This window comes from Acidiferrobacterales bacterium (genome assembly GCA_028820695.1).
Lineage (GTDB): Bacteria > Pseudomonadota > Gammaproteobacteria > Arenicellales > JAJDZL01 > JAJDZL01.
The window spans coordinates 23,361-47,533 of record JAPPIB010000026.1 but is presented as its reverse complement, the minus strand read 5'-3'; the positions used below and the strand labels follow the sequence as shown (position 1 = coordinate 47,533).

Annotated in this window: 20 protein-coding genes and 1 pseudogene; 8 read left to right on the top strand and 13 right to left on the bottom strand. The window is 51.1% G+C overall.

All coding sequences use genetic code 11. The annotated features are described in order from the left end of the window. The 4 genes from OXI60_03670 to OXI60_03655 form a co-directional block, all read left to right on the top strand. Positions 1-726 (top strand): zinc ABC transporter substrate-binding protein (locus OXI60_03670; protein MDE0308914.1); only part of this gene is annotated, 726 nt, incomplete at its 5' end. Between the two features lie 452 nt (positions 727-1,178). Beyond that, positions 1,179-3,635 carry an SO_0444 family Cu/Zn efflux transporter gene (locus OXI60_03665; GenBank protein MDE0308913.1) on the top strand — a complete coding sequence of 819 codons (2,457 nt, stop codon included), beginning with the start codon at positions 1,179-1,181 and terminating at the stop codon, positions 3,633-3,635. Continuing rightward, on the top strand, positions 3,635-4,507 hold the full coding sequence (locus tag OXI60_03660; protein ID MDE0308912.1) for a protease modulator HflC: 873 nt from the start codon (positions 3,635-3,637) through the stop codon (positions 4,505-4,507). The genes OXI60_03665 and OXI60_03660 overlap by 1 nt, the downstream gene beginning before the upstream one ends. Continuing rightward, positions 4,497-6,023, top strand: a complete 1,527-nt coding sequence (locus OXI60_03655; GenBank protein ID MDE0308911.1) for a protease modulator HflK — start codon at positions 4,497-4,499, stop codon at positions 6,021-6,023. The genes OXI60_03660 and OXI60_03655 overlap by 11 nt, the downstream gene beginning before the upstream one ends. Positions 6,024-6,225: 202 nt before the next feature. On the opposite strand, the gene OXI60_03650 is transcribed toward OXI60_03655, so the two are convergent. The 4 genes from OXI60_03650 to OXI60_03635 all read right to left on the bottom strand — a co-directional run bounded on the left by OXI60_03650 (position 6,226) and on the right by OXI60_03635 (position 11,205). Further along, positions 6,226-6,702 (bottom strand): hypothetical protein, encoded by a 477-nt coding sequence (locus tag OXI60_03650; protein MDE0308910.1) that lies wholly within the window; start codon positions 6,700-6,702, stop codon positions 6,226-6,228. Positions 6,703-6,755: 53 nt separating this feature from the next. Continuing rightward, the gene (locus OXI60_03645; GenBank protein ID MDE0308909.1) at positions 6,756-8,021 is read right to left on the bottom strand and encodes an ABC transporter substrate-binding protein; all 1,266 of its coding nucleotides are present in this window, start codon (positions 8,019-8,021) and stop codon (positions 6,756-6,758) included. Between the two features lie 229 nt (positions 8,022-8,250). Then, positions 8,251-9,636: an NAD(P)(+) transhydrogenase (Re/Si-specific) subunit beta gene (locus OXI60_03640; GenBank protein MDE0308908.1), complete on the bottom strand. Its 1,386-nt coding sequence runs from the start codon at positions 9,634-9,636 to the stop codon at positions 8,251-8,253. Beyond that, positions 9,637-11,205: a Re/Si-specific NAD(P)(+) transhydrogenase subunit alpha gene (locus tag OXI60_03635; GenBank protein MDE0308907.1), complete on the bottom strand. Its 1,569-nt coding sequence runs from the start codon at positions 11,203-11,205 to the stop codon at positions 9,637-9,639. Between the two features lie 241 nt (positions 11,206-11,446). Here OXI60_03635 and prfB point away from each other — a divergent pair. The 4 genes and pseudogenes from prfB to lolD all read left to right on the top strand — a co-directional run bounded on the left by prfB (position 11,447) and on the right by lolD (position 15,878). Further along, positions 11,447-12,460 (top strand): annotated as a pseudogene (gene prfB / locus OXI60_03630) (peptide chain release factor 2). A 5-nt stretch (positions 12,461-12,465) separates the two neighbouring features. Next, a complete protein-coding gene (gene lysS / locus OXI60_03625) occupies positions 12,466-13,947 on the top strand; it encodes a lysine--tRNA ligase (protein ID MDE0308906.1) in 1,482 nt (493 codons plus the stop codon). Between the two features lie 4 nt (positions 13,948-13,951). After that, positions 13,952-15,202 carry a lipoprotein-releasing ABC transporter permease subunit gene (locus OXI60_03620; protein MDE0308905.1) on the top strand — a complete coding sequence of 417 codons (1,251 nt, stop codon included), beginning with the start codon at positions 13,952-13,954 and terminating at the stop codon, positions 15,200-15,202. After that, positions 15,195-15,878 carry a lipoprotein-releasing ABC transporter ATP-binding protein LolD gene (gene lolD, locus OXI60_03615; protein MDE0308904.1) on the top strand — a complete coding sequence of 228 codons (684 nt, stop codon included), beginning with the start codon at positions 15,195-15,197 and terminating at the stop codon, positions 15,876-15,878. Before OXI60_03620 ends, lolD begins: the two co-directional genes overlap by 8 nt. A gap of 12 nt (positions 15,879-15,890) precedes the next feature. Here lolD and OXI60_03610 read toward each other — a convergent pair whose 3' ends face one another. The 9 genes from OXI60_03610 to OXI60_03570 form a co-directional block, all read right to left on the bottom strand. Beyond that, the gene (locus OXI60_03610) at positions 15,891-16,625 is read right to left on the bottom strand and encodes a hypothetical protein (protein MDE0308903.1); all 735 of its coding nucleotides are present in this window, start codon (positions 16,623-16,625) and stop codon (positions 15,891-15,893) included. Beyond that, a complete protein-coding gene (locus OXI60_03605) occupies positions 16,622-17,389 on the bottom strand; it encodes an ankyrin repeat domain-containing protein (GenBank protein ID MDE0308902.1) in 768 nt (255 codons plus the stop codon). The genes OXI60_03610 and OXI60_03605 overlap by 4 nt, the downstream gene beginning before the upstream one ends. A 7-nt stretch (positions 17,390-17,396) precedes the next feature. Then, positions 17,397-17,978, bottom strand: coding sequence for a hypothetical protein (locus OXI60_03600; GenBank protein MDE0308901.1), 582 nt, complete (start codon positions 17,976-17,978; stop codon positions 17,397-17,399). Positions 17,979-18,151: 173 nt separating this feature from the next. Next, positions 18,152-19,264, bottom strand: a complete 1,113-nt coding sequence (locus OXI60_03595; protein ID MDE0308900.1) for a formate dehydrogenase subunit gamma — start codon at positions 19,262-19,264, stop codon at positions 18,152-18,154. Positions 19,265-19,377: 113 nt separating this feature from the next. Next, positions 19,378-19,569, bottom strand: coding sequence for a hypothetical protein (locus OXI60_03590; protein MDE0308899.1), 192 nt, complete (start codon positions 19,567-19,569; stop codon positions 19,378-19,380). Between the two features lie 110 nt (positions 19,570-19,679). Further along, positions 19,680-20,267 (bottom strand): formate dehydrogenase FDH3 subunit beta, encoded by a 588-nt coding sequence (gene fdh3B, locus OXI60_03585; protein ID MDE0308898.1) that lies wholly within the window; start codon positions 20,265-20,267, stop codon positions 19,680-19,682. Between the two features lie 16 nt (positions 20,268-20,283). After that, a complete protein-coding gene (locus tag OXI60_03580) occupies positions 20,284-23,166 on the bottom strand; it encodes a formate dehydrogenase subunit alpha (protein MDE0308897.1) in 2,883 nt (960 codons plus the stop codon). A 14-nt stretch (positions 23,167-23,180) separates the two neighbouring features. After that, complete coding sequence (locus OXI60_03575; protein ID MDE0308896.1) at positions 23,181-23,390, bottom strand: twin-arginine translocation signal domain-containing protein; 210 nt, start codon at positions 23,388-23,390, stop codon at positions 23,181-23,183. 74 nt (positions 23,391-23,464) lie between these two features. Continuing rightward, a complete protein-coding gene (locus OXI60_03570) occupies positions 23,465-24,073 on the bottom strand; it encodes a molecular chaperone TorD family protein (GenBank protein ID MDE0308895.1) in 609 nt (202 codons plus the stop codon). Positions 24,074-24,173: the final 100 nt, after the last annotated feature.

Sequence of the window (24,173 nt, the reverse complement as noted above, 5' to 3'; positions counted from 1 at the left end):
GGTGAGGATGAGGATCATCACGGAGAGGAGGAAGACGATCACGGAAGGGCTGAAGACGAGGATGAGGATCATCACGGAGAGGAAGAAGACGATCACGGAAGGGCTGAAGGTGAGGATGAGGATCATCACGGAGAGGAGGAAGACGATCACGGAGAGGCCGAGGATGAGGATCATCACGGAGAGGAGGAAGAACATGCGCACGGTCGCTACGACATGCACATTTGGCTCGATGTTAACAATGCCAGGGTGATCACCGAAGAAACAGCCGAGCAGCTTGCGCAATTGTTTCCTCAACATGAGGCGCAACTGACTGCAAACGTGAAAACTACCCTTGAGAAACTGGATTTGTTGGAAACGGAACTACGGAGTTTGTCAGAATCTTTTTTGGACTCGCCGTATGTGGTGTTTCACGACGCATATCAGTACCTCGAAAAAATGCTCGGGCTTAACAATGTCGGGACGGTCACTGTGAATCCGGAGCGTTCCGCAGGTGCCAAGAGACTGTTGGAACTGCGCGAGACGATCCGCGAGACCGGGGCAACTTGCGCATTCAAGGAACCACAGTTCAATCCAAGTATTCTGGAAGTTCTCGCTGAGGGCACAGATCTGAAAATCGGAACACTGGACCCGCTGGGTGCAGATATTGAACCAGGTCCCGATGCCTACTTCGAGCTTTTGCGTAACATGGTGGTTTCACTGAAGGATTGCCTGGCCGATGCAAGTTAGTTTTCGACTGGCCTGCTCAACACCAGTCCGCTGTTTTCACCACGCGTTGATGCGCATATGAGAACGTACAATTCGCAATGAATTGAGCCGACGGATGGGCAAAACCGTTGGGCAACAAACTTCGAACCTCAGTGCTTGCAACCAGCACTACCTGATGAGTCACGATGGCTGATTCGCCATTCGCGTTTGCTGTGAATCAGCCACTTTTTCTGTACTGATTCAATTAAATCCGGGTCAATTACTCGGTTTCATCACTTCGGTGTACCCGGTCAGCCGAGTATAAGTCTACGACGTCTGCAAGTCCTTTTGCGTGGGTGTTTAACCAGAGCTCATCCAGAACTGGATCAAAATGGTATTCGATAAGTCCCGGTGGGATGCAGATGAACAACTGAAAGGCTGAAAATCATCGATTTGGGCAGTAGCAAGACTGTTCTTGTGATATAGTTTTTGTCATGCTAGCGATAATAACTGCCGTAATTGGTGCGGTTTTCCATGTGCTCGTAAGCGCATGGGAAGTTTATCTTCTCCTTTCGCCGTATTTCATATTCGGTTTGGCCTTTGCGGGCGTTCTCTACGTCCTGATTTCCCAACGCACCGTTATCCGACTTATGGGGCGAGAAGGGCTTGCGAGCGTTACGACAGCTGCGGCATTTGGCCTGCCGTTGCCTATATGCTCCTGCGGAGTGATTCCCATCACCGCAACCCTCAGAAAGAAGGGTGCGAGTCGATCAGCCTGCATGTCCTTCCTGATCACCACACCAGAAACTGGTATGGACTCAATTCTCGTCACCTGGGGACTGATGGGACCGATAATGGCGATCATTCGGCCCGTCGGTGCGTTCTTCTCTGCGCTGCTTGCCGGAATCTGCTCGATCGCGATGATACGCGGCCCCGACCCGGTACCCAAAGGAACCGAAAAGGAGCAGGATCATCACCATCACCACCATCATGACCACGATCATAGTCATGATTTTGAGGAAGACCCTGCTGTTGTTGGAGTTGGCGGGCTGATGACGTCAATTAAGGCTTCAAGTTCAAGGATGTGGAACAAGTTCATCAATTGGACACACATCGCAGAGTGGAATCGCCCGATGCTTGACCGCAGCGCGTTGGCTCTCCCGCTACGAGAAGTCCAGGATGCAGTTCCATTGAGTCGGGTGGGAAAACGCATGTTTACATTTGCGTTCATTGAAATGGCGGACGACATACTCTTCGCACTGGTGGTGGGCGTGGTGCTTAGCGGTGTGGTCATGGTTCTTGTCCCAGATAACATTGCGGAATATGGTCTTTACGGCTGGCGCATGTATCTCGTGATGCTGGTTGCCGGCGTACCGCTCTATATGTGTGCGTCCGCCAGCACCCCAATTGCCGCTGCACTTGTCGCCAAAGGGTTCAGCCCGGGTTCCGCGCTGGTCTTTCTCATGACCGGTCCAGCTACCAATACGGCAACCATCATCGTCCTCATGCAGCAGTTTGGACTGCGCTTCGTTTCGATCTATATCGGCAGCATTGTCTTTGGTGCCGTGGTCTGTGGTATTGCGCTTGACCTAATGCTTATCTACCTCGGTTGGGAAATTGCCCTGAACCTGGAGGGAAGAGGCTCGGGATTCGTGGGGTTTTTGGAATGGACAGGGGCAACTCTGTTGACGATCTTGATCGCATGGCGTTTCTGGAAGGGAGCCGCCGCGTCTGGATACCACGACCTGATGGGCAACATCAATTCTACCGTGCTGCAAGTCAGCGGGCTGGCAAAAGGAGCGCGGATGCGTGAGATATTTTCTCTTAGGTCAAAGCTCGTTCAGATCGGTGTTCCACTGGTTCTGGGTGTCTATCTCGCTACCGGTTTAACTGCGATTCCAGTTGGTTATCTTGGCTACGGCAAGCTGTTCGGCGAAGTTCGATGGCCTGCGCTTGCGCCAGGTCTTCATTACGCGCCGCCTCCCCCTTTCGGAACTATTGACATACATCCCCACACCGTCCAACACCGAATAATCGTGGGGTTGAAAGAAAACCTGAATGTCGAAGAAACAACTGTGAGTATCATTCAAGACGGTGCCGCAAATAAGCCGCGAAGGACTCAATGGCATAGAAAAGGCGACCTGCGCTCGCAAAAGACCTCTCTGGCTGAATTTCTGTCCGGTGACGAAAGCCTGCTGCGGATTTTGATTTCGGTTCATTACAGCATAGCCAATCCATATATGTTCTACTACGAATACGAGAACAGGGAAGATAGCATAGCCCATCACATACAGGCCATCGCGCGCGAATACATTGCAACCAATGAATTAAGTGACTTATTGTCAAAAAAGCGCGCAGAGATCGAGCACTTTATGTTCCATGAGCTGATACTGCATCTCAAAATCTCAAATCAGGTTAGGCACGATTCCCAGCATACCGAGGACCACGACATATCGTTTCAAGATGACCAGGGGACGATCGGCGGCGAGCAGCAAATGCAGGACGATCTCCGCCTACTGTCAGTGAATGTCGTGGATATTCATCCGGTACCCGAGACTATCCCGGCGTTTAGAGACGTTACAGATGCCAGTCAGGATCGTACCACTTCGATACTGGAGGCGGAACGTTCATTTACACTATTGGTACCGCGTGCTGTCGGCAACGCAGATGTCAAACTCAGACGCAATGTAGCTTTGGCCGATGGCCGCGTGATGAAAGCTCAGGCCGAGCAGCAAGCCTTCATTGCAAAAGCTGAATCGGTCAGCGAGGCACCGTCCATACTTCAGGACCTTTTGTGGTATGAAACCGTCGAGTCTGCTTACAATAACCGTCAGACGTTCATTGTACCTGAGCAGAAAACCCCGCAGAATCTCACCCTATGGCGTCGTGTCTCAAATCTCTTTGGCCGATCAGAACATGACGTAGAAACTGACAAATCGGAGCATGAATGATGAAACGCAGTGTAGGAATCGTAGTCGTGCTGGCACTAGCGTATTGGATTATCAGTACCAGTTTATTTGCGGTAGACGAAACTGAAGTTGCAGTCGTCACCCGTTTCGGAGAACCCTTGGAGGAAGTCCGTAACCCTGGACTACAAGTGAAAATGCCGTGGCCGGTCGATCGCGTGATTCGTGTCGATATGCGAAAGTTAATTCTCAAAAGCACCGCGCAGGAACTGCTGACGGATGACGAGAAAAATGTGATCATTGAAATGTTCTTGACATGGCAGGTAGTAAATCCCATGCAGTTTGTCGCGACAGTGCAGAATAAAGTTACAGCTGAGGCAAAACTGCACGATCTGATGGTTGCGCGGCTAGGTGCGATCGTCGGTAATCTCGCACTTGAAGATTTCATCAACGTAGGAATAGATAAAGTTGATTTTCACTTTCTCGCTGAAACAATCCGCGAACAAGTGGATAAGACAGCAATTGAGAATTTTGGTGTCGGCGTACTGTATTCGCAAATCAATGGCTTTACCCTGCCGGTGGAAAATCGAGCAAGTGTCGTTAGTCGTATGAAGGCGGAGCGAGCAAGAATTGCTGCGAGATATCGCAGCGAGGGTGCGGAAGAAGCCCTCAAGATTGAAGCCAAGGCTGCCGCGGAACATGAAAGGATACTGGCACGCGCACATGCGGAAGCGACAAAGATTCTGGGCGAGGCGGAAGCTGAATCGCTGCAAATCCTAGGCGAAGCCTATGCAAAAGATCCAGAATTCTATCGCTTCATCCGAAGTCTGGAGAGTTATGAATCCATTATCGGGGAACAAACCACACTGTTTCTCGAATCTGATTCCAAATTATTGAAAGTACTCAATGGTGAATGAACCACAAATAACCGAATCTGGATCGGAAAACGAAACGCTCAGCGTTCGCGTAATTCGGAGTTCGTTTGACTACCTCAGAAACATTCCGTTAGCTTACTACGGATTGGGCGTTATCGTCATCGCACTTGTGGCTGTGGTAGCATCTGGATTCTATCGGGTGGACTTGGATGAGACAGCTGCCAAGCGTCGCTTTGGACAATTGGTCGATGCCGAAGTTCAGCCGGGGCTCCGCTGGCATTTTCCGTTTGGTGTTGAGCGTGTCAACAAATTCAAGACAGCGCGGGTGCATTCAATTCAGGTTGATACCCAAATTCTTCCCCAGATGTCCACTATCTCTGGAGATTTCAATTTTGTTGACGCTACATTTGTAATTCAGTACAAGGTCACCAATCTCGAAAAATACCTTTTTCGACACGCAAACGCTATCGACATACTGCGGGAGGAAATCCGGGGCAGTTTTGTGCGGTTGATTTCGAATATGTTCATATACATGGTACTGGTGACGGAGAAGAAATATATCGAAGACACAATCATGGACGTACTGTCCGACGGCCTCGACTCGCTGGGAACTGGAATTGAAATTGTTTCGGTGAATATGGTGTCGGTCACACCACCGTTGGATGTCGTGCCTGCGTTTCGCACAGTCAATGATGCCAAGGCACAGCGACGTGAGATTGTAAATTCGGCGTTGAAGAGAAGCAAACTGACTCTGGCGCAAGCGAATGGCGTGGCAGCAAAAATTGTCGATGAGACAGTTGCCAGGGCGGAAGCACACATTGAACAATCTCGTAGCAATGCCAATACATTTTTGTTGCTGTTGGCGAGGAACGAAGTCAATCCAGAACAAACGCAGCACACTCTGTATTGGAATACCGTAAGGAAGGTATTGGGTAATGCCCGTGTAGTGGTGTTGCAGCCTGGGGAAGCTCCGAATATTGCGGTCAATCTACTTGAGAGTCCAAGTGGTGTGCCGGGTTTCGACGATGATAGGGAACACGAAGACAAGCGTCGATCGAGAAGGCTGACCAGCGAAGACGCACAACATCCCGGTTCGGCAGCTGGTCACGTAATGGGTGACACTCCTGACCGCGCACCTGGCTACGGCGGACATCAACCGGGGCAGGAACCGCATCATCTGGGCAACATTCCTGACAACACCAGACGCCTGCCAGAGCACGTGCTTGACCCGAATGTTCCAGACTCGATGAAATCAGAACCCGGACATCTTGGACTACCGCATACCGCCAATGATTCAGGCGTGGATTTGGGAGGGCAAGACTCCGACAATGATGGCCAGCACGCAACCGGTCTGGATGATGAACTGCATCAAGCCACTCAGAACGAACAGGCTCAGCAGCAAAGCGGACAGCTGTTACAGCCTGAACAGCAATCACAGATTTCTGAGAAAGAGGAACAGCACCCGGGTAATGAGGGCAAAGACGCCAGTCGGTACATGAACCAAACCGATTCATTACAGCATGGGAGCGTTGACGTAAACCCCAAGCGCGGCGGCTGACCGCCAGACTTGATTCCAGCGCAGCTGAAGGCCCGCACTACCGATAGAGGCGGGAAGCGAGAGTTGCCTGTTGCCCGATCGTTCAGTCAGATACTGATCTATCGTTGCAAACAGGTTGACCGGTATTGGAGGTCTATGGGATAAGATTCAAAAGGCACGATTCGCATGAGCGTCACCAGGAACGGTATATGCGAAGCAGCGGCTACAGATAGACCGCCACTAGGAACAATCCCTGAACAGCACCTAAAACAAGCAGGCTAATGCTGACGATTCCTGCACATGTAGAGTAGTAGGCAAGGCGTCTCGCCGTTTCATCGTAGTAGAACAACACCTCGTCGCGATCCATGCGGTCATTGACAAATTCGTGCATGGCAATTTCTGCCGAATGCGCTTCCCTGATTGTTGTCGCAGTAACCAAGATCAGTGTGACGGTGGAGAACAAGGTGCCTAAAACGAATGTCAGCAGCATGAACACACAGACCCAATGATAAACGCCGACCAGGTCAAGATAGTTCAGCATTCCGAATGTGGTCGCAACGCCACCGCCGTTGCCTAAAATGAGCATGCGCGCAGACTCAACGACAAAACGGAACATCGTGGAACGCCGCATATAGAGCACTTCGAGCATCTTTCGAAGCCAGTACTGTTGTGCAGCGAAATCAAATTCTGAAAGTTTCACGGTTGTCTATATTGAGTCTGTAATGTGAATGTTTGAACGGATATCTACTCAGTTCAGTCTCGCACGTCAATAGAATCCAATACTACAATCTGATTATTTCTTCCGACTTCAGTCATGTAGACTGTGTGCAATCCTTGATTCTGACCTTCTTCGAAGTGCAAGTCAATCCCTCCGATTTCAAACTCTTGTGTATCGAAAATATGATCCAACAGTGCTTTTCTGGTTGGTTCACCCTCGTCAGCTGACTGAAGAACTTGAATTACAAATCGTGCAGCCAGATACCCTTCGAAAGCGATGTAACTTAACCACGAGTCTGAATCCAGATCGTTCCTCATTGCGTAGGCATCCATCGCCCGGTTAAATTGAGCGACTAAAGGTACAGAATGATCATTAGTTGACGGCATGACTTGGGAAATCAGGACTCCCTGAGCATCGTCACCGAGTTCATCAATCAGAGCTTCAGAACCAACAGCAGAAAGGCTGACAAACTTTGGATTCAAGCCTTGCAAACGGGCATTGCGAATAAAACTTGAAGTTGCCGCATAGGATGAAACTATTCCAATTGCCTGCGGTTCAGCCTGGCGAATATCCCACACTGCGGATGACGCGACAGTGAGGTTACGCGCATGAGAGCCCCTTGCCGCCAATAGCAGTTCTCGTTTCCTGAGTTCCTGCATCACCCCGCGCAAACCAGTCCGGCCATATGCGTCATCTCGGTAGAAGACGGCGATTCTGTCAATGCCAATGCCGGTTAGATACTCTATCCAGGCTTTGGTTTCCTCTGAATACGCTGGTCGCAGATTGACGACAGTTCCATAGCGTTGCTTGCTACGTAAGAATTCGGCACCTGTATACGGCGAAATAAATGGTAATCCATATTGGTCCGCCAACGCTGCGGTAACTCTTCCGGTTGGCGTGCCGACACTTCCAATGAACGCGAAAATTTCATTCGAGTCAATAAATGACTGTGCAATCTCTTTGGTTTTCGCTGGATTATATGCATCATCCTTACTCAATAATTCCAACCGACGTCCGTTGATTCCTCCTTGTGAATTTACTTCATCGAAAGCAGCCCTGATACCCCACGCGAGACTATTCGCAATTCGTTCAGTTCGGCCGCTGAAAGGACCTGTTTGGCCAAATACAATCCGATCGGGGAAAACACCTGGATCAGATGCCTTGACTTGTGAACCAGCCAGAGTTGCGAGTGTCAACGCAAATGACAACAAAAAAACAACTGAAACCATTCTGGAGTCGGTTATTCTTCCAGCTCTTACGCGTGCTGAAACAGTAAGTCTGTCGATCACTTTATTCACCATCGAATAGTCGTCACGAGGACATCTTGTAATGAGTAATGTTTACTCATTCGCCCATCTGCATTATATATGCCTAACTGAGAGGACAAACGATCTATGAACATCCGCAACGGGTTTAGCAGTAGCTGATGAATGGTATATGTTGTTGGGGAATTGATCCGATCCGGAGTGGCGTGGGATAGAGTCAGCTCGGAATCAATGCATATTCGGCATCGATTGATTTCGGGAAAGGTTAGCCTACCATCGTCACAAGCTTGTCCAGACTGTCTTTGGCATCACCAAACAACATTCTGTTGTTTTCCTTGTAAAACAGAGGGTTGTCCACACCGGCATATCCTGAAGCCATGCTTCTTTTGAGAACGATAGTATGCTTCGCTTTCCACACCTCAATAACCGGCATGCCGGCAATAGGACTGTCGGGTGTATCCTGAGCGGATGGATTCACGATATCGTTCGCGCCAATCACCATGACAATATCGGTACCGGGCATGTCAGGGTTGATTTCATCCATTTCCTCAACGATGTCGTATGGCACTTTGGCTTCAGCCAGAAGAACGTTCATATGTCCTGGCATTCTGCCGGCGACAGGATGGATTGCAAATCTCACTTGCTTTCCGTCATCTCGCAGTTTTCGGGTCAGTTCAGCAACAGGATGTTGTGCGTGGGCGACAGCAAGTCCATAGCCGGGAACGATGACCACAGACTCTGAAGCGGAAAGCAACCCTGCAACTTCATCGACATTGACTTCTGAGATGGTGCCGTCTATGGACTCAACAGCCGAGCCGCCGGTGGTTCCGAATCCGCCAAGAATGACACTGACAAAATGGCGATTCATTGCCCGGCACATGATATAGCTCAATATGGCACCGCTGCTTCCGACGAGAGCACCGACCAGAATCAGCAGATCGTTTTCCAGCATGAATCCTGTTGCCGCAGCCGCCCAGCCTGAATAACTGTTTAACATCGAGATGACCACAGGCATGTCTGCGCCTCCGATTGCGAGCACAAGATGCAGGCCCAGCAGGAACGCGAGAAGAGTCATGATCAACAGTACATTGACACCACTTTGGTGGTCGCTGCCGAGAAATTCGGCACCAAGCCAGATACACAGGACTGCGATGATCAGGTTCAGCCAGTGACGGGCCGGCAACATCAGTGGTCGACTGGAGATTACCCCCTGCAATTTTCCAAATGCAGCGACAGAACCGGTGAATGTGATGGCACCAATAAAAACACCAATGTAGATCTCAACTTCATGAACGACTTTTTCCACACCTTCATACTCATGTAGTGGTTCGATGTAGTTGGCAAAACCGACAAACACCGCTGCCAGTCCGACAAGACTATGCAGGATAGCGACTAACTGCGGCATCGCTGTCATCTGAACCCGCATGCTTACGAGGATTCCGAAGACACCGCCAATCGCCATCATCGCGACAATAATTCCAATACTGTCGACTGCTTTGGCGGCGATTGTTCCACAGACCGCAAGTATCATTCCGAGTATTCCCAGAATGTTTCCGCGGACAGCCGAAGTCTGGTGGCTCAGACCACCGAGACTTAGGATGAAGAAAATAGACGCTATGATGTACAGCGAATTGATCAGGCCTTCAAACATTTATTTTTTGAACATCCTGAGCATGCGCTGCGTGACAAGAAAACCGCCGAAAATATTGATCGAGGCAATCAATATGGATACCGCGGCGAGCGCCTTGACGTAAGGATTGACCGCACCGATTTCAAGCAATGCCCCGACTATGATGATTCCGCTGATGGCATTGGTGACACTCATCAACGGTGTATGAAGTGATGGCGTTACGTTCCAGATTACATGCCAGCCGACAAATATGGCCAGAACGAATACGGTAAAGTGTGTCAGGAATGATGCTGGAGCATACAAACCGACGGCAACGATGGCTGCCAAGGCCAAACCGAAAGCGTAAGGACCGATCCTGAATTTTTTCGATTCTGGCGCCTCTTCCGCGGCGATGCCTTGTGATGGCGCGACCTCGTCAGCTGGTTTCTGTGCCAGGGGCTTCGGCGGTTCACTTTGCGGCGGTGGCCAGGTGATCTCGCCATTGTGAACCACAGTCGCGCCGCGTATGACCTCATCTTCCATGTCGATCATAATCTCGCCGTTGCGGTCGGGACACAGGTCATCCAAGAAATTGCGGATATTGGACGCATAAAGCTGGCTGGACTGTGAAGGCAGGCGACTGGGTAAATCCGTGTAGCCGATTATCGTCACTCCGTATGCTTCGGTTGCCTCATCGGGCTGCGTCAGTTCGCAATTCCCGCCCTGTTCGGCCGCCAGATCGACGATAACGCTGCCGGTTTTCATCGATCTCACCATCGCTTCGGTAATCAGTTTTGGTGCGGGCCGACCTGGAATCAGGGCGGTGGTGATGATGATGTCGACGTCCTCAGCCTGTTCGGCGAACAATGCCATTTCCGCTTCAATGAATTCCTTGCTCATCACCTTGGCATAGCCACCAGATCCAGACCCTTCCTCCTCAAAATCAAGCTCAAGGAATTCAGCACCCATGCTTTCGACCTGTTCCTTGACTTCAGGCCGGGTATCGAATGCTCGCACGATCGCGCCCAGGCTGGTCGCGGTTCCGATCGCGGACAGCCCGGCCACACCGGCACCGATTATCATGATCTTGGCAGGTGGCACACGTCCGGCAGCAGTGATCTGACCACTGAAAAACCGACCGAAGTGTTGCGCTGCCTCAACCACTGCCCGATAGCCAGCGACATTGGCCATTGAGGATAGGGCGTCAAGCTTCTGTGCCCGTGAGATACGCGGCACCGCATCCATTGAAATCGCACTGACCCCCTTGTCCGACAGTTTCTGCAGAAGTTCAGGGTTTTGCGCCGGCCACAAGAAAGCGATCAGGTGCTGACCTGACGAAAGCAGATCAGCCTCATCATACTGCCCACTATCACTGAATTCAGGTGCCCGGACTTTTGCTATTACGTCGGAGTTCTCCCACACAGATGTTCCGGCTGATACAACAGTCGCGCCTGCAGTTTCGTATGCGGAATCAGTATAATTAGCCAATTCACCGGCTCCGGATTCTACGACAACCTCGAATCCCATTTCCATGATTGACGGGACAATTTCGGGCGTTACAGCGACTCGCCGTTCTTTGTCGTGGATTTCTGTGGGAATACCGATTTTCATGGATTTGTCGGGGTTGATAACTGGTATTTGTGACTCACCGGTGAAGTGGGCACATTATATATACGCCCCGCAACATTTGGTAAGACTAAAACGAACTCGTAACTGGCAGATATCCGCAAAGAGATTACGGGCTAAAGCAATTGCAGTAGGAAAATTATCATGGAAACGACTCCAACAAGCGAAATTCTGAGTGAACTGGACGAGCGGGTTGAAGCGTTAAGGAGGTTTCTTTGACGTTGACAGCAAGGTTTTGGAATTGCAACAAATCATGGCATCCCTTGAAGACCCTGCGGTATGGCAGGACGTAGAACGCAGTCAGCGACTCAACCAGAAAAGAGTCAATCTTGAAAGAACCCTGCAACCGATCCAGTCACTGCGAACATCGGTTTCCGATGCTGCGGAACTTTGGGAGCTGGCTGTTGCCGAAGACGATGCCGAAACCATCGCGTCAATTGTCGAGGAAGTATCGCAGTTGCAGGAAAAGACCGATGCACTTGAATTCAGAAGCTTGTTCAGTGGCCAACTGGACTCTGCCAATGCTTTCGTGGATATCAAACCCGGGTCAGGCGGCACCGAAGCGCAGGATTGGGCGCAGATGCTGTTTGAGATGTACGATTACTGGGCAAGGAAAAAGGGGTTCGAGTCAGAAGTGGTTGATTACTCACAGGGTGAGGTAGCTGGAATCAAGAGTGCCACGCTGAAAATCAAGGGGGATTATGCGTTCGGTTGGATTCGCACTGAAAGTGGGATTCATCGATTGGTTCGAAAATCTCCATTTGATTCAGGGCAGCGCAGGCATACTTCGTTCGCCTCGGTATTCTGTTATCCGGAAGTTGATAACCAGATCAATATAGAGATTGATCCGGGTGACCTTCGAATTGACACCTATCGCTCGAGTGGCGCCGGTGGTCAGCACGTCAACAAGACAGACTCCGCAGTGCGAATCACGCACAAGCCAACCGGTGTGGTCGTACAGTGTCAGAATGATCGTTCTCAGCATAAGAACAAGGCAGAGGCGATGTCCATGCTAAAGGCAAGACTGCACGATATTGAGCGACAGAAGACCGAGAACAAACAGCAGGAGATTGAAGACTCTAAACCTGACATTTCCTGGGGGCATCAGATTCGTTCCTATGTGCTTGATCAGTCCAGGGTCAAGGACATTCGTACCGGCGTTGAAACAGGCAACACCGACGCGGTTCTTCACGGCGAGCTTGACCAGTTCATTGAGGCCAGTCTGAGAGCGGGGCTGTAGGACTCATGTCAGACAACGAACAGTCGCGGCTGCGCAGGCAGAAGCTGGCGAATCTGCGCGAACGCAATCATGTGTATCCAAATGCGTTTCGTCCGTCCAGCAGTGCTGCCGAGTTACATCGTCGTTTCGGTGACTGCGATGCTGAAGAGCTGAAGCTGACGGATCTGTCGGTTGCCCTCGGTGGGCGGATCATGAATTTCCGCAAGATGGGCAAAGTCACTTTTGCTGATTTCAGGGACTCATCTGGATCAATTCAACTGTTCGTGCGACAGCAAGCGATTGGGACTGAGGATTACGAAAAGTTTCAGGAGCTGGATATCGGTGACATTGTCGGCGCAAGTGGAAAGGTATTCAGAACCCGAACAGGTGAGTTGAGTATCGCGGTGGATGAATACCATCTGCTCACCAAGGCACTGCATCCGTTTCCGGAAAAGTTCCATGGGCTGTCCGATCAGGAACTTCGTTATCGGCAGCGTTATCTGGATCTGATCATGAATGAGGATGTTCGCAAAACCTTCCGAACCCGTTCCGCTATCGTGCAATGTATTCGCAAGTTCATGGACAGTCGCGGTTTTCTGGAAGTTGAAACACCCATGATGCATTCGATTCCGGGCGGTGCGATCGCAAAGCCTTTTGTCACCCATCACAATGTGTTGTCGCTTGACATGTATCTGCGTATCGCACCTGAGCTGTTTCTCAAGCGGCTTGTTGTCGGTGGCTACGATCGCGTGTACGAAATCAATCGAAACTTTCGTAATGAAGGTGTCAGTACGCAACACAATCCCGAATTCACAATGCTGGAGTTTTATCAGGCCTATGCGGACTACCGCGATTTCATGACGCTGACCGAGGAGATGTTTGAAGACATCACAGCATCTGTTTGTGACTCTGCTGTCGTTCAGTATGGCGACCTGGAAATCAATCTGGTTCCGCCATTCAGGCGAATTCCGCTACACCAAGCCGTTTTGGAGCATAACTCGTCGTTGGCTGCGGATGATTTAGGGAATCTCAAGGTGCTGTCCGATTACCTGGTTGGCATTGGGGGAGAGGTAAACAGTGTCTGGGGTGCCGGGAAAGTTCTCTTTGAGATCTTCGAAAGAACCGTAGAAGACCGGTTGATTGAGCCGACATTTATCACCGAATACCCGGTTGAGGTGTCGCCATTGTCGCGGGTAAGCGACTCGGACCCGGAAATTGCGGACCGGTTCGAATTTTTTGTTGCTGGAATGGAAATTGCAAATGGATTTTCCGAACTGAACGATCCGGAAGATCAGGCCGAGCGGTTCAGAAACCAGATTTTGCACCGGGAGTCAGGTGATGAGGAAGCCATGCAGTTCGATGAGGACTATATTCGGGCATTGGAGTATGGGCTGCCGCCGTCGGCCGGGGAGGGGATTGGAATCGATCGTCTCGCGATGTTGCTGACCAACCAAAAGTCTATTCGGGACGTGATCCTGTTTCCCTATCTGAAACCATCAGGTCGATAGAACAATGATACGCCCACTTGCGCTGTTTATCGGTCTGCGCTACATTCGGGCCAAACGTAGAACCCGATTCATTTCCTTTATTACCGGGACATCCATTCTGGGCATCATTATCGGCGTCTGGGCGTTGATTTCTGTATTGTCCGTCATGAATGGATTCGAAAGGGAGCTGAAATCCAGGTTACTGGCTGTCGCCGCGCACATCGAGGTCAGTGCCCCCGGGGGGTGGTTGGAAGATTGGCGTACAGCGATGTCTGACGTCGGGAAATCTGTACAACTCGAAGGGCAGGCGCCGTTTATCCTGACTCACGCCATGGTCAAACAGGGGAATCTGGTCAGTCCGGTCATTGTCAGGGGAATCAACCCCGAGTTGGAGTCCGCAGTATCCTCAATCGGGCAGCATATGGTCAATGGCGACCTGGATGATCTTGAGTCCGGGAAATTCTCGATTGTGATCGGTGAGGATTTGGCGCGCAGAATAGGAAATGTCAAAGTCGGCGACAAGATCGTGATTATCAGCTCCAGGGCACGGTCGACGTTGGTCGGAGTGGTACCAAGGCTCAAGCGCTTTACAGTGGCTGGTATCTTCAACCTGAATTTCTACGAATATGACAATGGTCTTGTCTTGACACACATTGACGATCTGGCGAAATTGCAGCATGTGGGTGATGCGGTTTCGGGTCTGCGATTGAAAGTTGGTGACGTATTCGAGTCACCCTTGATTACCCGCAAACTCAGATCAAGTCTGCCTCCGGGATACACGGTATCCGATTGGACAGATCAGTACTCCAATCTGTTTGAGGCTTTGAAGATCGAACGTCGGGTCATGTTCATCATACTTTTTCTAATCGTAGCGGTGGCCGCCTTCAATATCATTTCCACGCTGGTGATGCTCGTCTCGGACAAGAGTACTGACATTGCAGTTCTGCGCACCATAGGGGTCAGCCCGCGCAGTGTCATGGGAATCTTCATTGTCCATGGTGTTGTAATCGGCATAGTCGGTACGATGTTTGGCGCATTTGTCGGTGTACTGACAGGGTTGAACATGGAGACGCTGATTCCCTGGGCAGAGCAGTTGTTTGGAACACAGTTCTTCCCGGACGATATCTACATCATTACCAAGTTTCCAGCGCAATTGATATGGAGTGATGTCATCAAGATTTCGATCGCTTCGTTGGTGATGTGCTTTGTCGCGACGATCTATCCTGCTTGGAGAGCATCCAAGGTACATCCCGCTGAGGCGCTTCGATATGACTGATACAGTGTTGTCGGCCGATGGTGTCACTAAAGTCTACCAGCAGGGAACGCTCGATGTCAGTGTGCTTGATGGAGTCGATCTTCAGATTGACAAAGGTGAGCAGATTGCGATAGTTGGTTCATCGGGAACCGGGAAAAGCACCTTGCTGCATCTGTTGGCCGGCCTGGATGTTCCAACCGCTGGGACTGTCTCACTCAATGGTCGGAATCTATCGCAGTTGAGCGAGTCCGAACGGGGCAGGCTGCGCAATGAGACACTGGGCTTTGTCTACCAGTTTCATCACCTGTTGCCGGAATTCACGGCACTGGAAAACGTGATGATTCCCTTGATGGTAAGAAAGCTTTCGACCGAACAGATAAGGCGCGAGGCGATAGAGTTGCTCGAACGGGTGAATCTCTCGAACCGTCTCAACCATAAGCCAGGAGAGTTGTCCGGTGGGGAGCGTCAGCGGGTGGCAATTGCCAGAGCACTGATTATAAGGCCCCTATGCCTGCTTGCTGATGAGCCGACCGGGAACATTGACCGTCACAATGCCAAAGTCGTCCAGAACATGATGGTAGAACTGGACCGTGATTTGAACGTTGCGTTGGTCGTTGCGACGCATGACTTGCAACTTGCCAATGCGATGACCCGGATTTTCAGACTTGAAAATGGAGTTTTGAGAGAAGAATCCTGATTGTGCAGGTGTTCAGCAGTGAACGATGACATGCGAATATTCTTCGGCAGTCAGCAACTCCACTTTTTCCGAAACGGGTTTTCTCACATCCAGGATCTTGAAGTCCAGCTGCAGACGGAATTCGAAAGAGTTCAGGAATTCATCAAACTTCTCGCCTCCTGCGGTACCGACGACATAGTAATTGTCTTCGGAACTGTCATATTCGATCAGGATTGATGCAAGTGGCTGGGGAGCCGGCCCGCCGATTACCTTTGCCCCTTTCGCCGGATCATACACACTTCGCTCCGAGCAGCAATAGATGATTTTCTCGCGCTCCTGGCGTCTTCTTTGCTCGTCGAAAAATACGACTTTGGAATGTCGGTAATTTATGAAACTCGCATTTTTTGCAGGATAAGTCATTTTGTGAGCGCAGATTGCCGAGTATGCGACAATGGATTGCGAAGGCCCTGCACCGCCAGACCAGACGTACGGATCCTGATCGACAGTCGACAGTTTGACTCTCTGATCGACTGTCTTTCCGAGATTGAAGACCATGCAGGGGGTTGCAACATAGGGATAGTTGAACACAAAAACCTGTCCTGGCAGGAAATCCGATGACGACATCGGGATGCCGTTGCGCATCAATAGAGCACGGCTGTAGTAATTTGGTGTTGCCGCAGCATTGGTGGCGGTTGGATGCCAGGCAGCGAGAGCCGCCAGGTAAGAACCACAAACCTTGAAAAAGCCTCGTCGGGATGTCTTATTCATTGGCATTTCGTTTGATGGGATTCGTAGTCGCGAAGTATTTCCACGATCAGTTCGTCCTCATTCGCAATGGCCCGATCGAGTGGACTCCATCCGAATTTGTCTTTGACTGACATCCGTGCACAGTGATCCAGCAAGACTCTGACGACATCCTTGTGACCGTTGGTTGCAGCATGATGCAGTGCAGAGGCTTCATTCTCATCGCCTGCATTGACATCTGTAAGGGGATGCGCGAGCAGTTCACTCACAGCTTCTGCGTAGCCGGCGAATGAAGCCCGCATCAACGGGGTCCAATGATAGACGTCCCGACTATTGACATCCGCCCCCGAGTTGACCAGTTTCCTGACAATCACAGCATGGCCTTTGGCCGACGCGACCATCAGGGCGGACCAACCGAATTTCGCCGTGAGATTGACGCTTGCCCCTCGTTGAAGGAGAATATCAACAGTCGCCTCATCACCGCGAATGGCGGAGTACATCAGAGCCGTCCCGCCATTGTGATTGCGGGCATTGACATCTGCACCGGCCCGAATCAGATCGCCGACCATTTCCTTCATGCCAAATTTTGATGCGAGCATCAGGGCAGTACGTCCGTCATCAAGTGGTCGATTGACGTCATCGACATAGCCCAGCAGGCTATATGCAGTTTTCATATCCTCAGTCTTCAGTGCTTTGATGAATGCCACCTGATCCGCTTGAGTTGAGGCACTGACAAAACCCAGCAATAATGCCGGCCAAAGCCATAAATTGAATGCCCTAAGACTCATGTGCGGCTTATTGGACAGTGGTATTGCCTGCGTAGGGATTTGATGTGACTGATCTGAATTCATAATGTGATACGACTTCGCGCAAGGCACTTTCCACATCGTATTGGCCTGTCAGTCGGACCATGGCGTCATGTTGTGTAGCTTCATCCAGATCTTCCTGGAATGCGGCATGTTCAGCGGGTCCCAACTGATTTTGCTGGTTATGAATCACCCAGTAAGCAGCATCCGAAAAGAACCAACGAAGGATGGACTGGGTTGTCAGTAGCTTCAATGTCTCAAAATGGGTGGCAGTCTCTCCCGGAGTCAAGAGAATCTCGCCGGCCAGGGGGTCGAGTTCGTCAGTGAAGACCTCAATCCGGATGACGACAACAGCAGCCGAATTGTGTTTGATTACATCAGTTTCGATCGCCACCGGCACTGCATTTTGTGTTCGGGTGAGAATGCGACGGTCATGCTTGCTTTCAGATCCGCCGACTTGAAAGAATATTGCAGACTCCCATTCATCTGAGTCGAATTTGACCGGTATGCAGGTCACGCACGACCCGGTGTAGTCCATGCTGTCTCTAACAAATTTCGGAAATCTTTTCATAATTCTCGAATTGGGGTTTGAGGATGATGAACGTATTTATTCGAAAGTCACCTGATTGCGGGTCCTTTGAGCATGTTCAGTTTCGGCGATACTCTAAGCGGGATTCCATTGCATAAAAAACGCATCTTGGGCAAATCACCCAAGATGCGCATTCAATGAACGTTTCGGAACTTTCAACCGCTTGGTGAGGCAGTCGATTCTCCTGTACCAGCCGTTCCGGTTTCGGGATCGCCTGGCATTTCGGCAGTGTCCTTTACCTTTTCGTACCAGATATCATGATGCTGCTTCGCCCATTCGACACTGACATGACCTTTGGACATTGCATCGATTGAGCCTTCGCTTCCAATTGTGCCGATGTAAGCGTGACCGACGAAAATAGCGATCCACAGAAGGGCGCTTATGGTATGTACGACATGCATGAGCTGTGCGAGTTCCCGGGTATTCGCCACGCCAAAGTACTCCTGCACCCAGCCGATCAGTGTGAACCCGGACACACAGACCAGGACCAGCCCGATCAGCATCACGATCCAGAACCAGATTTTTTCTCCCGCATTGGCCTTGTCTGCACTTGGATGCCTGTTGCCGATAATCCCTCCACCTTGCATCAGCCAGCTGAAGTCACCCTTGCCTGGCAGGTTATGGCGAATCCACAAGATAAACATCAGCAAGGGACCGATTGCGAAAAACGGCCCGAGAGTATTGTGGATGTTGATGGAGAAACTTGCCCATAGGGCGTAGTTCTGCGGCCCGAATAGAGGAATCAGCAAAACCCGTCCGAACAGCAGGCTGAGTCCCGAAATGGCCAGGCAGATGAACAGCACCGCTGTATACCAATGCAGTGTTCGTTCCAATCCAGTCCATCGTTTCACCCGCCTTCCGGAAGCGGGTTCAGCGAGTTCAACCCGTCCTCTGAACGAATAGAACAAGAGTATGGAAACGACCACGAGGAATAGGAACCAACCACCATAATTGGCGATCAGGCCATTTCTCAATTCCCGCCAGTTCTGGCCGGTCGTGTTGTAAAGCACATTCGTTTCGATGTTTACGTCATTGCTGACGACGGAAGAATAGCCACTGCCGCCTTCGCGGACAACGCGCCAAAACTCGGATCTCTGGTTGGCTTCGCTGCCGGTTGCCTGAGCTTGCAGGGTGGTTTGGGATTCAGAAAAAAGATAACCGGTCATCGGCAGAGCCATTGCGCAAAACAGTATGAACGCAAAACTCCAGGCCATCCAACGGAACCTTTTGGATGTCGCGGTTTTTGAATTTCTAATTGGCTTTGCCATCTAAATAACTCCTATTCTAAATGATAACCTTAAGAAAGTCAGTTAACAATATGAATCAATAGTGATTTTTGTAATTATTCGTTTCAGTGAACGCTTGTTGTTCCGACAGAATGTCATCGGTCGGTCTGAACAGTATTGAAGCGTTCCTGAAGCATGCTGATCTGAGAGCCCTTATCGACTAACGGGTCTGCAGGTCCTTTGTAGACAGCTGGCTCATGAAGTGTAACCTCATAGTCATCCAGGCATCCGGCAAGAACCAACGATCCGAAGAGAACCACTATTGACAGAAAAAGCTTTTTACGCATATCTATACTGCTCCAAAAAAATGTTTGTTCGTTTCAGTAATTCAACTATTTCAACTTAGTCCGAAGGATAGGAAAAGGGGGAATGGCTCCCCCTTTTCACAATCTCCATTTTATCCAGCTGGATAAGCTGTTTCCCATCCCCAGGTTTGAGGACGTGTTCCACGTTGCAGAATACGCTCGCGGTAGATGTCGGCAATGATATCGCCATCACCGGCAATGAGTGCCTTGGTGGCACACATTTCGGCGCATAGCGGAAGTTTGCCTTCAGCAATCCGATTGCGTCCATACATCTTGTATTCCGCATCCGAATTGTCTGCCAGAGGACCACCTGCACAGAATGTGCATTTGTCCATTTTCCCGCGTACTCCAAACGCCTGCTGCTGCGGATACTGCGGCGCGCCGAAAGGACACGCATAGAAGCAATAGCCGCAGCCGATGCATAGATCCTTGTCATGCAGTACGATCCCGTCGTCGGTTGTGTAAAAACAATCGACTGGGCATACCGCCGCACAAGGAGCATCGGTGCAGTGCATACAAGCAACCGAAATTGATTTCTCACCGGGCTCGCCATCGCCGAGCACTACGACGCGGCGGCGATTTACGCCCCAGGGGACCTCATTTTCGTTTTTGCAGGCAGTAACACAAGCGTTACACTCAATGCACCGCTCGGCATCACAAAGAAATTTCATTCTTGCCATTTTGATAACCTCCTAGCTAGGTGCTGAGTTTGCAGAGAGTGACTTTCGACTCCTGCATTTGTGTTACTGAGTCATAACCATAGGTGAATGCTGTATTGCAAGCTTCACCCCGGACGTAAGGAGCGGTTCCTGCCGGATACTTGTCCACCAGGTCCTTGCCCTGGAACCAACCACCGAAGTGGAAGGGTGTAAACAAGACTCCGGGAGCCACGCGCCTAGTTACCATGGTCTTCACAAGTATCTTGGCACCTTCCGGTGTCATGATCCAGACCATCTGGCCATCGCGAATTCCACTGTCGTTGGCATCCTTGGGATTGACCTCGACAAACATGTCCTGCTGCAGTTCAGCAAGCCATGGATTGGAACGTTGCTCTTCTCCGCCGCCTTCGTATTCAACGAGTCTTCCACTGGTTAGAATCAGTGGATACTCGCCGGACACGTCTTCGGCCTGGATTGAAGCATAACGCGTGGGCAGTCGATAGAAGCGTTTCCTGTCCGCATAGGTCGGATATTTCTCTGCCAGTTCCCTGTCGGGAGTATACAGAGGCTCACGATGGATCGGAACCGCATCCGGGAAAGTCCAGACAATCGAGCGTGCCTTGGCGTTGCCGAAGGGTGCGCAGCCATGGGCTATGGCGACCCTTTGGATTCCGCCTGACAGGTCGGTTTTCCAGTTTTTGCCTTCTGCAGCAAGTTTCTCATCGTCAGTCAGGTCATTCCACCAGCCGAGTTGCTTGAGCAGCTTGTCGGTGAATTCAGGATGACCGTCCTGGATTTCCGAACCGACCGGATACGAATCCTCGGCGAGGAGATTGACTCCATCGCGTTCAGTTCCGAATCTGGCGCGGAAGCAAAGACCACCTTCAGCTACTGGCAATTCGGTGTTGTAAAGCACCGGCGTTCCAGGGTGACCCATTTCGGGGTTACCCCAGCACGGCCAAGGCATGCCGTAGTAATCACCGTTCGCCGGTCCGCCTTCGGCTTTCAGCGTGGTGGTGTTGAACGTGCCTTTGTTTGCCATGTGAAGCTTGAGACGTTCCGGGCTCTGACCGGTGTAACCGATCGTCCACATGCCCCGGTTGATTTCCCGGGTCACGTCTTCGATCAGCGGTTCGTCGTTGTTGACCTTGATATTCTTGGTAAACTCCCGATGAAACCCGAGTTTCTTCGACAGCTTGTAGAGAATGGTATGGTCAGGCAGTGACTCCCACACCGGATCAATAATCTTATCGCGCCACTGAATCGAGCGGTTCGATGCGGTTACTGAGCCGTAGGTCTCAAACTGTGTCGCCGCCGGCAGCAGGTAAATGCCGTCCGTGCGATCGTTCATCACAGCTGCATGGGTCGGATGTGGATCCACAATCACCATAAGGTCCAGCATTTCCATTGCCTTTTTCATCTCCGGACCACGTGTCTGACTGTTCACCGCATGACCCATGTAGATCATTGCGCGAACGTTGTCTCTCTGACCGATGTTGTCCTTGTCCTCAAGGATTCCGTCGATCCAGCGTGATACGGGGATGCCTTTGTAGTTCATGGGATGGACCGGCTTGCCTCCGTCGCCTTCGACTTCCGAGGCATCGAACTGGCCCTTGACCCATTCGTGGTCTAGATCCCAGACACGTGACCAGTGTTTCCATGCGCCGTTGGACAGCCCATAGTAGCCTGGCAGTGTATGAGAAAGAACGCCAAGGTCGGTGGCGCCCTGGACATTGTCATGTCCACGGAAGATGTTGGCACCGCCTCCGGATTTGCCGATATTGCCAAGCGCAAGCTGCAATACGCAATAGGCACGCGTATTGTTGTTACCGATCGTGTGCTGGGTACCGCCCATGCACCATACGATGGTGCCCGGTCGGTTCTCATTCATGATCTCAGCTGCCCGCTTGACGACTTCCGGTGGTGTGCCGGTCACTCGCTCAACCTCCTCAGGTGTCCATCTCGCGACCTCTTGGCGAATCTCGTCCATTCCGTACACGCGCTGACGGATATATTCCTTATCCTCCCAGCCGTTCTCGAAGATGTGCCACAGCACGCCCCAGATCAGTGCCACGTCGGAACCGGGTCGGAACCGGACGAAGTGATCTGCGTGTGCGGCAGTACGGGTGAAGCGAGGATCGCAAACGATCATCTTGGACCCCATTTCCTTGGCTCTCAGGATATGCTGCATCGCTACCGGATGCGCTTCGGCGGCATTGCTGCCGATGAAGAACATGGCCTTGGACTTGTGCATATCGTTGTAAGAGTTCGTCATCGCGCCGTAGCCCCAGGTGTTTGCCACACCTGCGACTGTGGTTGAATGACAGATTCGCGCCTGATGGTCAACGTTGTTGGTTCCCCACATCGCTGCAATCTTGCGGAAAAGATACGCCTGCTCGTTATTATGCTTGGCTGAACCCAGCCAATAGACTGAATCCGGTCCGGATTGCTCGCGGATTTCCAGCAGCTGGTCGCCGATCTCATTGATCGCATCATCCCAGCTGAGTCGTTTCCACTTGCCACCGGCCAGTTTCATAGGATAACGAAGACGCTTTTCGCCCATGCCATGCTCTCGGACAGTTGAGCCCTTCGAGCAGTGCGAACCGAGATTGAACGGAGACTCAAAATCTGGCTCCTGGCCGGTCCAGACTCCATTCTGAACTTCGGCTACAACCCCGCATCCGACGGAGCAGTGCGTACAGACACTGCGGCGAATTTCCGTGTTCACTCCTTCCATTGGTGAGAAGCCTTCGGCGGCCGCCTGGGCTTTTCTCATCAACTGTGGCGCAAACACAGAGGCCGCAGCTCCCGCACCTAGGGCGACGCCGGAACGTTTCAGAAACGTTCGGCGATCGATAGCTTCACCAATCGCGGCAATTCCGGATACTGATCCACTATCGCTGCTTCTAACAAGTTTCATAATTTATGACCTCCTTAGAATCGAGCGAGCCGATAGTATTCCCGAATATGCTCGGTTTGGTGATAACCGAGAGTCTTCGGCGCATCGCTTTTTTCCTTTTCAGGCTGGATATCTGCCGCCGACACAGAGGTCGAGGCTGATATCGCAGCGGCACCGCCAAGCACCGCCATGCCCTTGAGGGCGTTGCGTCGGGAGTCCCGGTCAACGAGTTTGCTATTTTTCATATAGCGTTCCTCCTCTTGTATGTCATTAAGTGACGTCACATACATACCAGGATAGTCAGGCCTCCTCTTGCGAATCAAACTGACATCTCGAGGTATTCGGTTTCAAAGTCGATAAATTCGATGCCGAATTCGCCGACTTTTTTGTAGAAATTCGCTTTTCTTGCTACAGCGAGATCCTTGAAGAATCTTCTGATCCATGGTCTGAGATGTTTCTTGAACATGGTTTGCTGGGCTTTGAACTGATATTCGTCGTCGCACTCAATCAGGATGCCCATGATGTCAAACAGGGCTGCGACATGGTCCTCGGGTTCCCGATTATTCTTGATCCGCTCAATGCCGAGCGCCTTGAGATCCTGACGGATCAGGCTCAGGGGCTTGTCCATCAGCATTCCGGTCACATACCATGACCCGTAGGGAACAAGCTCACCCCTTCCCACACCGATGAACAGATCGTGATACTCATCATCGAGTGTCTGGATATCGGTTGTGTCGCGCGCGGCATCCGCGAGTGCGTTGAGGGTGAGGAGAAATCTGTTGCTGGCTTCGGTGGTGGAGACGCCGAACAGGGCGACCGACTTGAGCGTGGCTTTCGCTGGGGGCTCAGCCAACAATTTTGAGAGCAAATAGTAGTAGTTCGCCCGAAAGCGGAAGTCCTCGCTAGGCTTTTCTTGCCTAATATTCATCTCTCCAATTTATTTCCAATTGATTGGAAATATTTATAGTAATTATTTGTTAGGGCTAACCTTACTTGATTGAGTGGGAGTTGTCAAGGTCATCTCCTCG

Coding starts and splice junctions, on each gene's coding strand:
- OXI60_03665 (MDE0308913.1), top strand. CDS start 1,179: ATGCTAGCGATAATAACTGCCGTAATTGGTGCGGTTTTCCATGTGCTC.
- OXI60_03660 (MDE0308912.1), top strand. CDS start 3,635: ATGAAACGCAGTGTAGGAATCGTAGTCGTGCTGGCACTAGCGTATTGG.
- OXI60_03655 (MDE0308911.1), top strand. CDS start 4,497: ATGGTGAATGAACCACAAATAACCGAATCTGGATCGGAAAACGAAACG.
- OXI60_03645 (MDE0308909.1), bottom strand. CDS start 8,021: ATGGTGAATAAAGTGATCGACAGACTTACTGTTTCAGCACGCGTAAGA.
- OXI60_03640 (MDE0308908.1), bottom strand. CDS start 9,636: ATGTTTGAAGGCCTGATCAATTCGCTGTACATCATAGCGTCTATTTTC.
- OXI60_03635 (MDE0308907.1), bottom strand. CDS start 11,205: ATGAAAATCGGTATTCCCACAGAAATCCACGACAAAGAACGGCGAGTC.
- lysS (MDE0308906.1), top strand. CDS start 12,466: ATGTCAGACAACGAACAGTCGCGGCTGCGCAGGCAGAAGCTGGCGAAT.
- OXI60_03620 (MDE0308905.1), top strand. CDS start 13,952: ATGATACGCCCACTTGCGCTGTTTATCGGTCTGCGCTACATTCGGGCC.
- lolD (MDE0308904.1), top strand. CDS start 15,195: ATGACTGATACAGTGTTGTCGGCCGATGGTGTCACTAAAGTCTACCAG.
- OXI60_03610 (MDE0308903.1), bottom strand. CDS start 16,625: ATGAATAAGACATCCCGACGAGGCTTTTTCAAGGTTTGTGGTTCTTAC.
- OXI60_03605 (MDE0308902.1), bottom strand. CDS start 17,389: ATGAGTCTTAGGGCATTCAATTTATGGCTTTGGCCGGCATTATTGCTG.
- OXI60_03600 (MDE0308901.1), bottom strand. CDS start 17,978: ATGAAAAGATTTCCGAAATTTGTTAGAGACAGCATGGACTACACCGGG.
- OXI60_03595 (MDE0308900.1), bottom strand. CDS start 19,264: ATGGCAAAGCCAATTAGAAATTCAAAAACCGCGACATCCAAAAGGTTC.
- OXI60_03590 (MDE0308899.1), bottom strand. CDS start 19,569: ATGCGTAAAAAGCTTTTTCTGTCAATAGTGGTTCTCTTCGGATCGTTG.
- fdh3B (MDE0308898.1), bottom strand. CDS start 20,267: ATGGCAAGAATGAAATTTCTTTGTGATGCCGAGCGGTGCATTGAGTGT.
- OXI60_03580 (MDE0308897.1), bottom strand. CDS start 23,166: ATGAAACTTGTTAGAAGCAGCGATAGTGGATCAGTATCCGGAATTGCC.
- OXI60_03575 (MDE0308896.1), bottom strand. CDS start 23,390: ATGAAAAATAGCAAACTCGTTGACCGGGACTCCCGACGCAACGCCCTC.
- OXI60_03570 (MDE0308895.1), bottom strand. CDS start 24,073: ATGAATATTAGGCAAGAAAAGCCTAGCGAGGACTTCCGCTTTCGGGCG.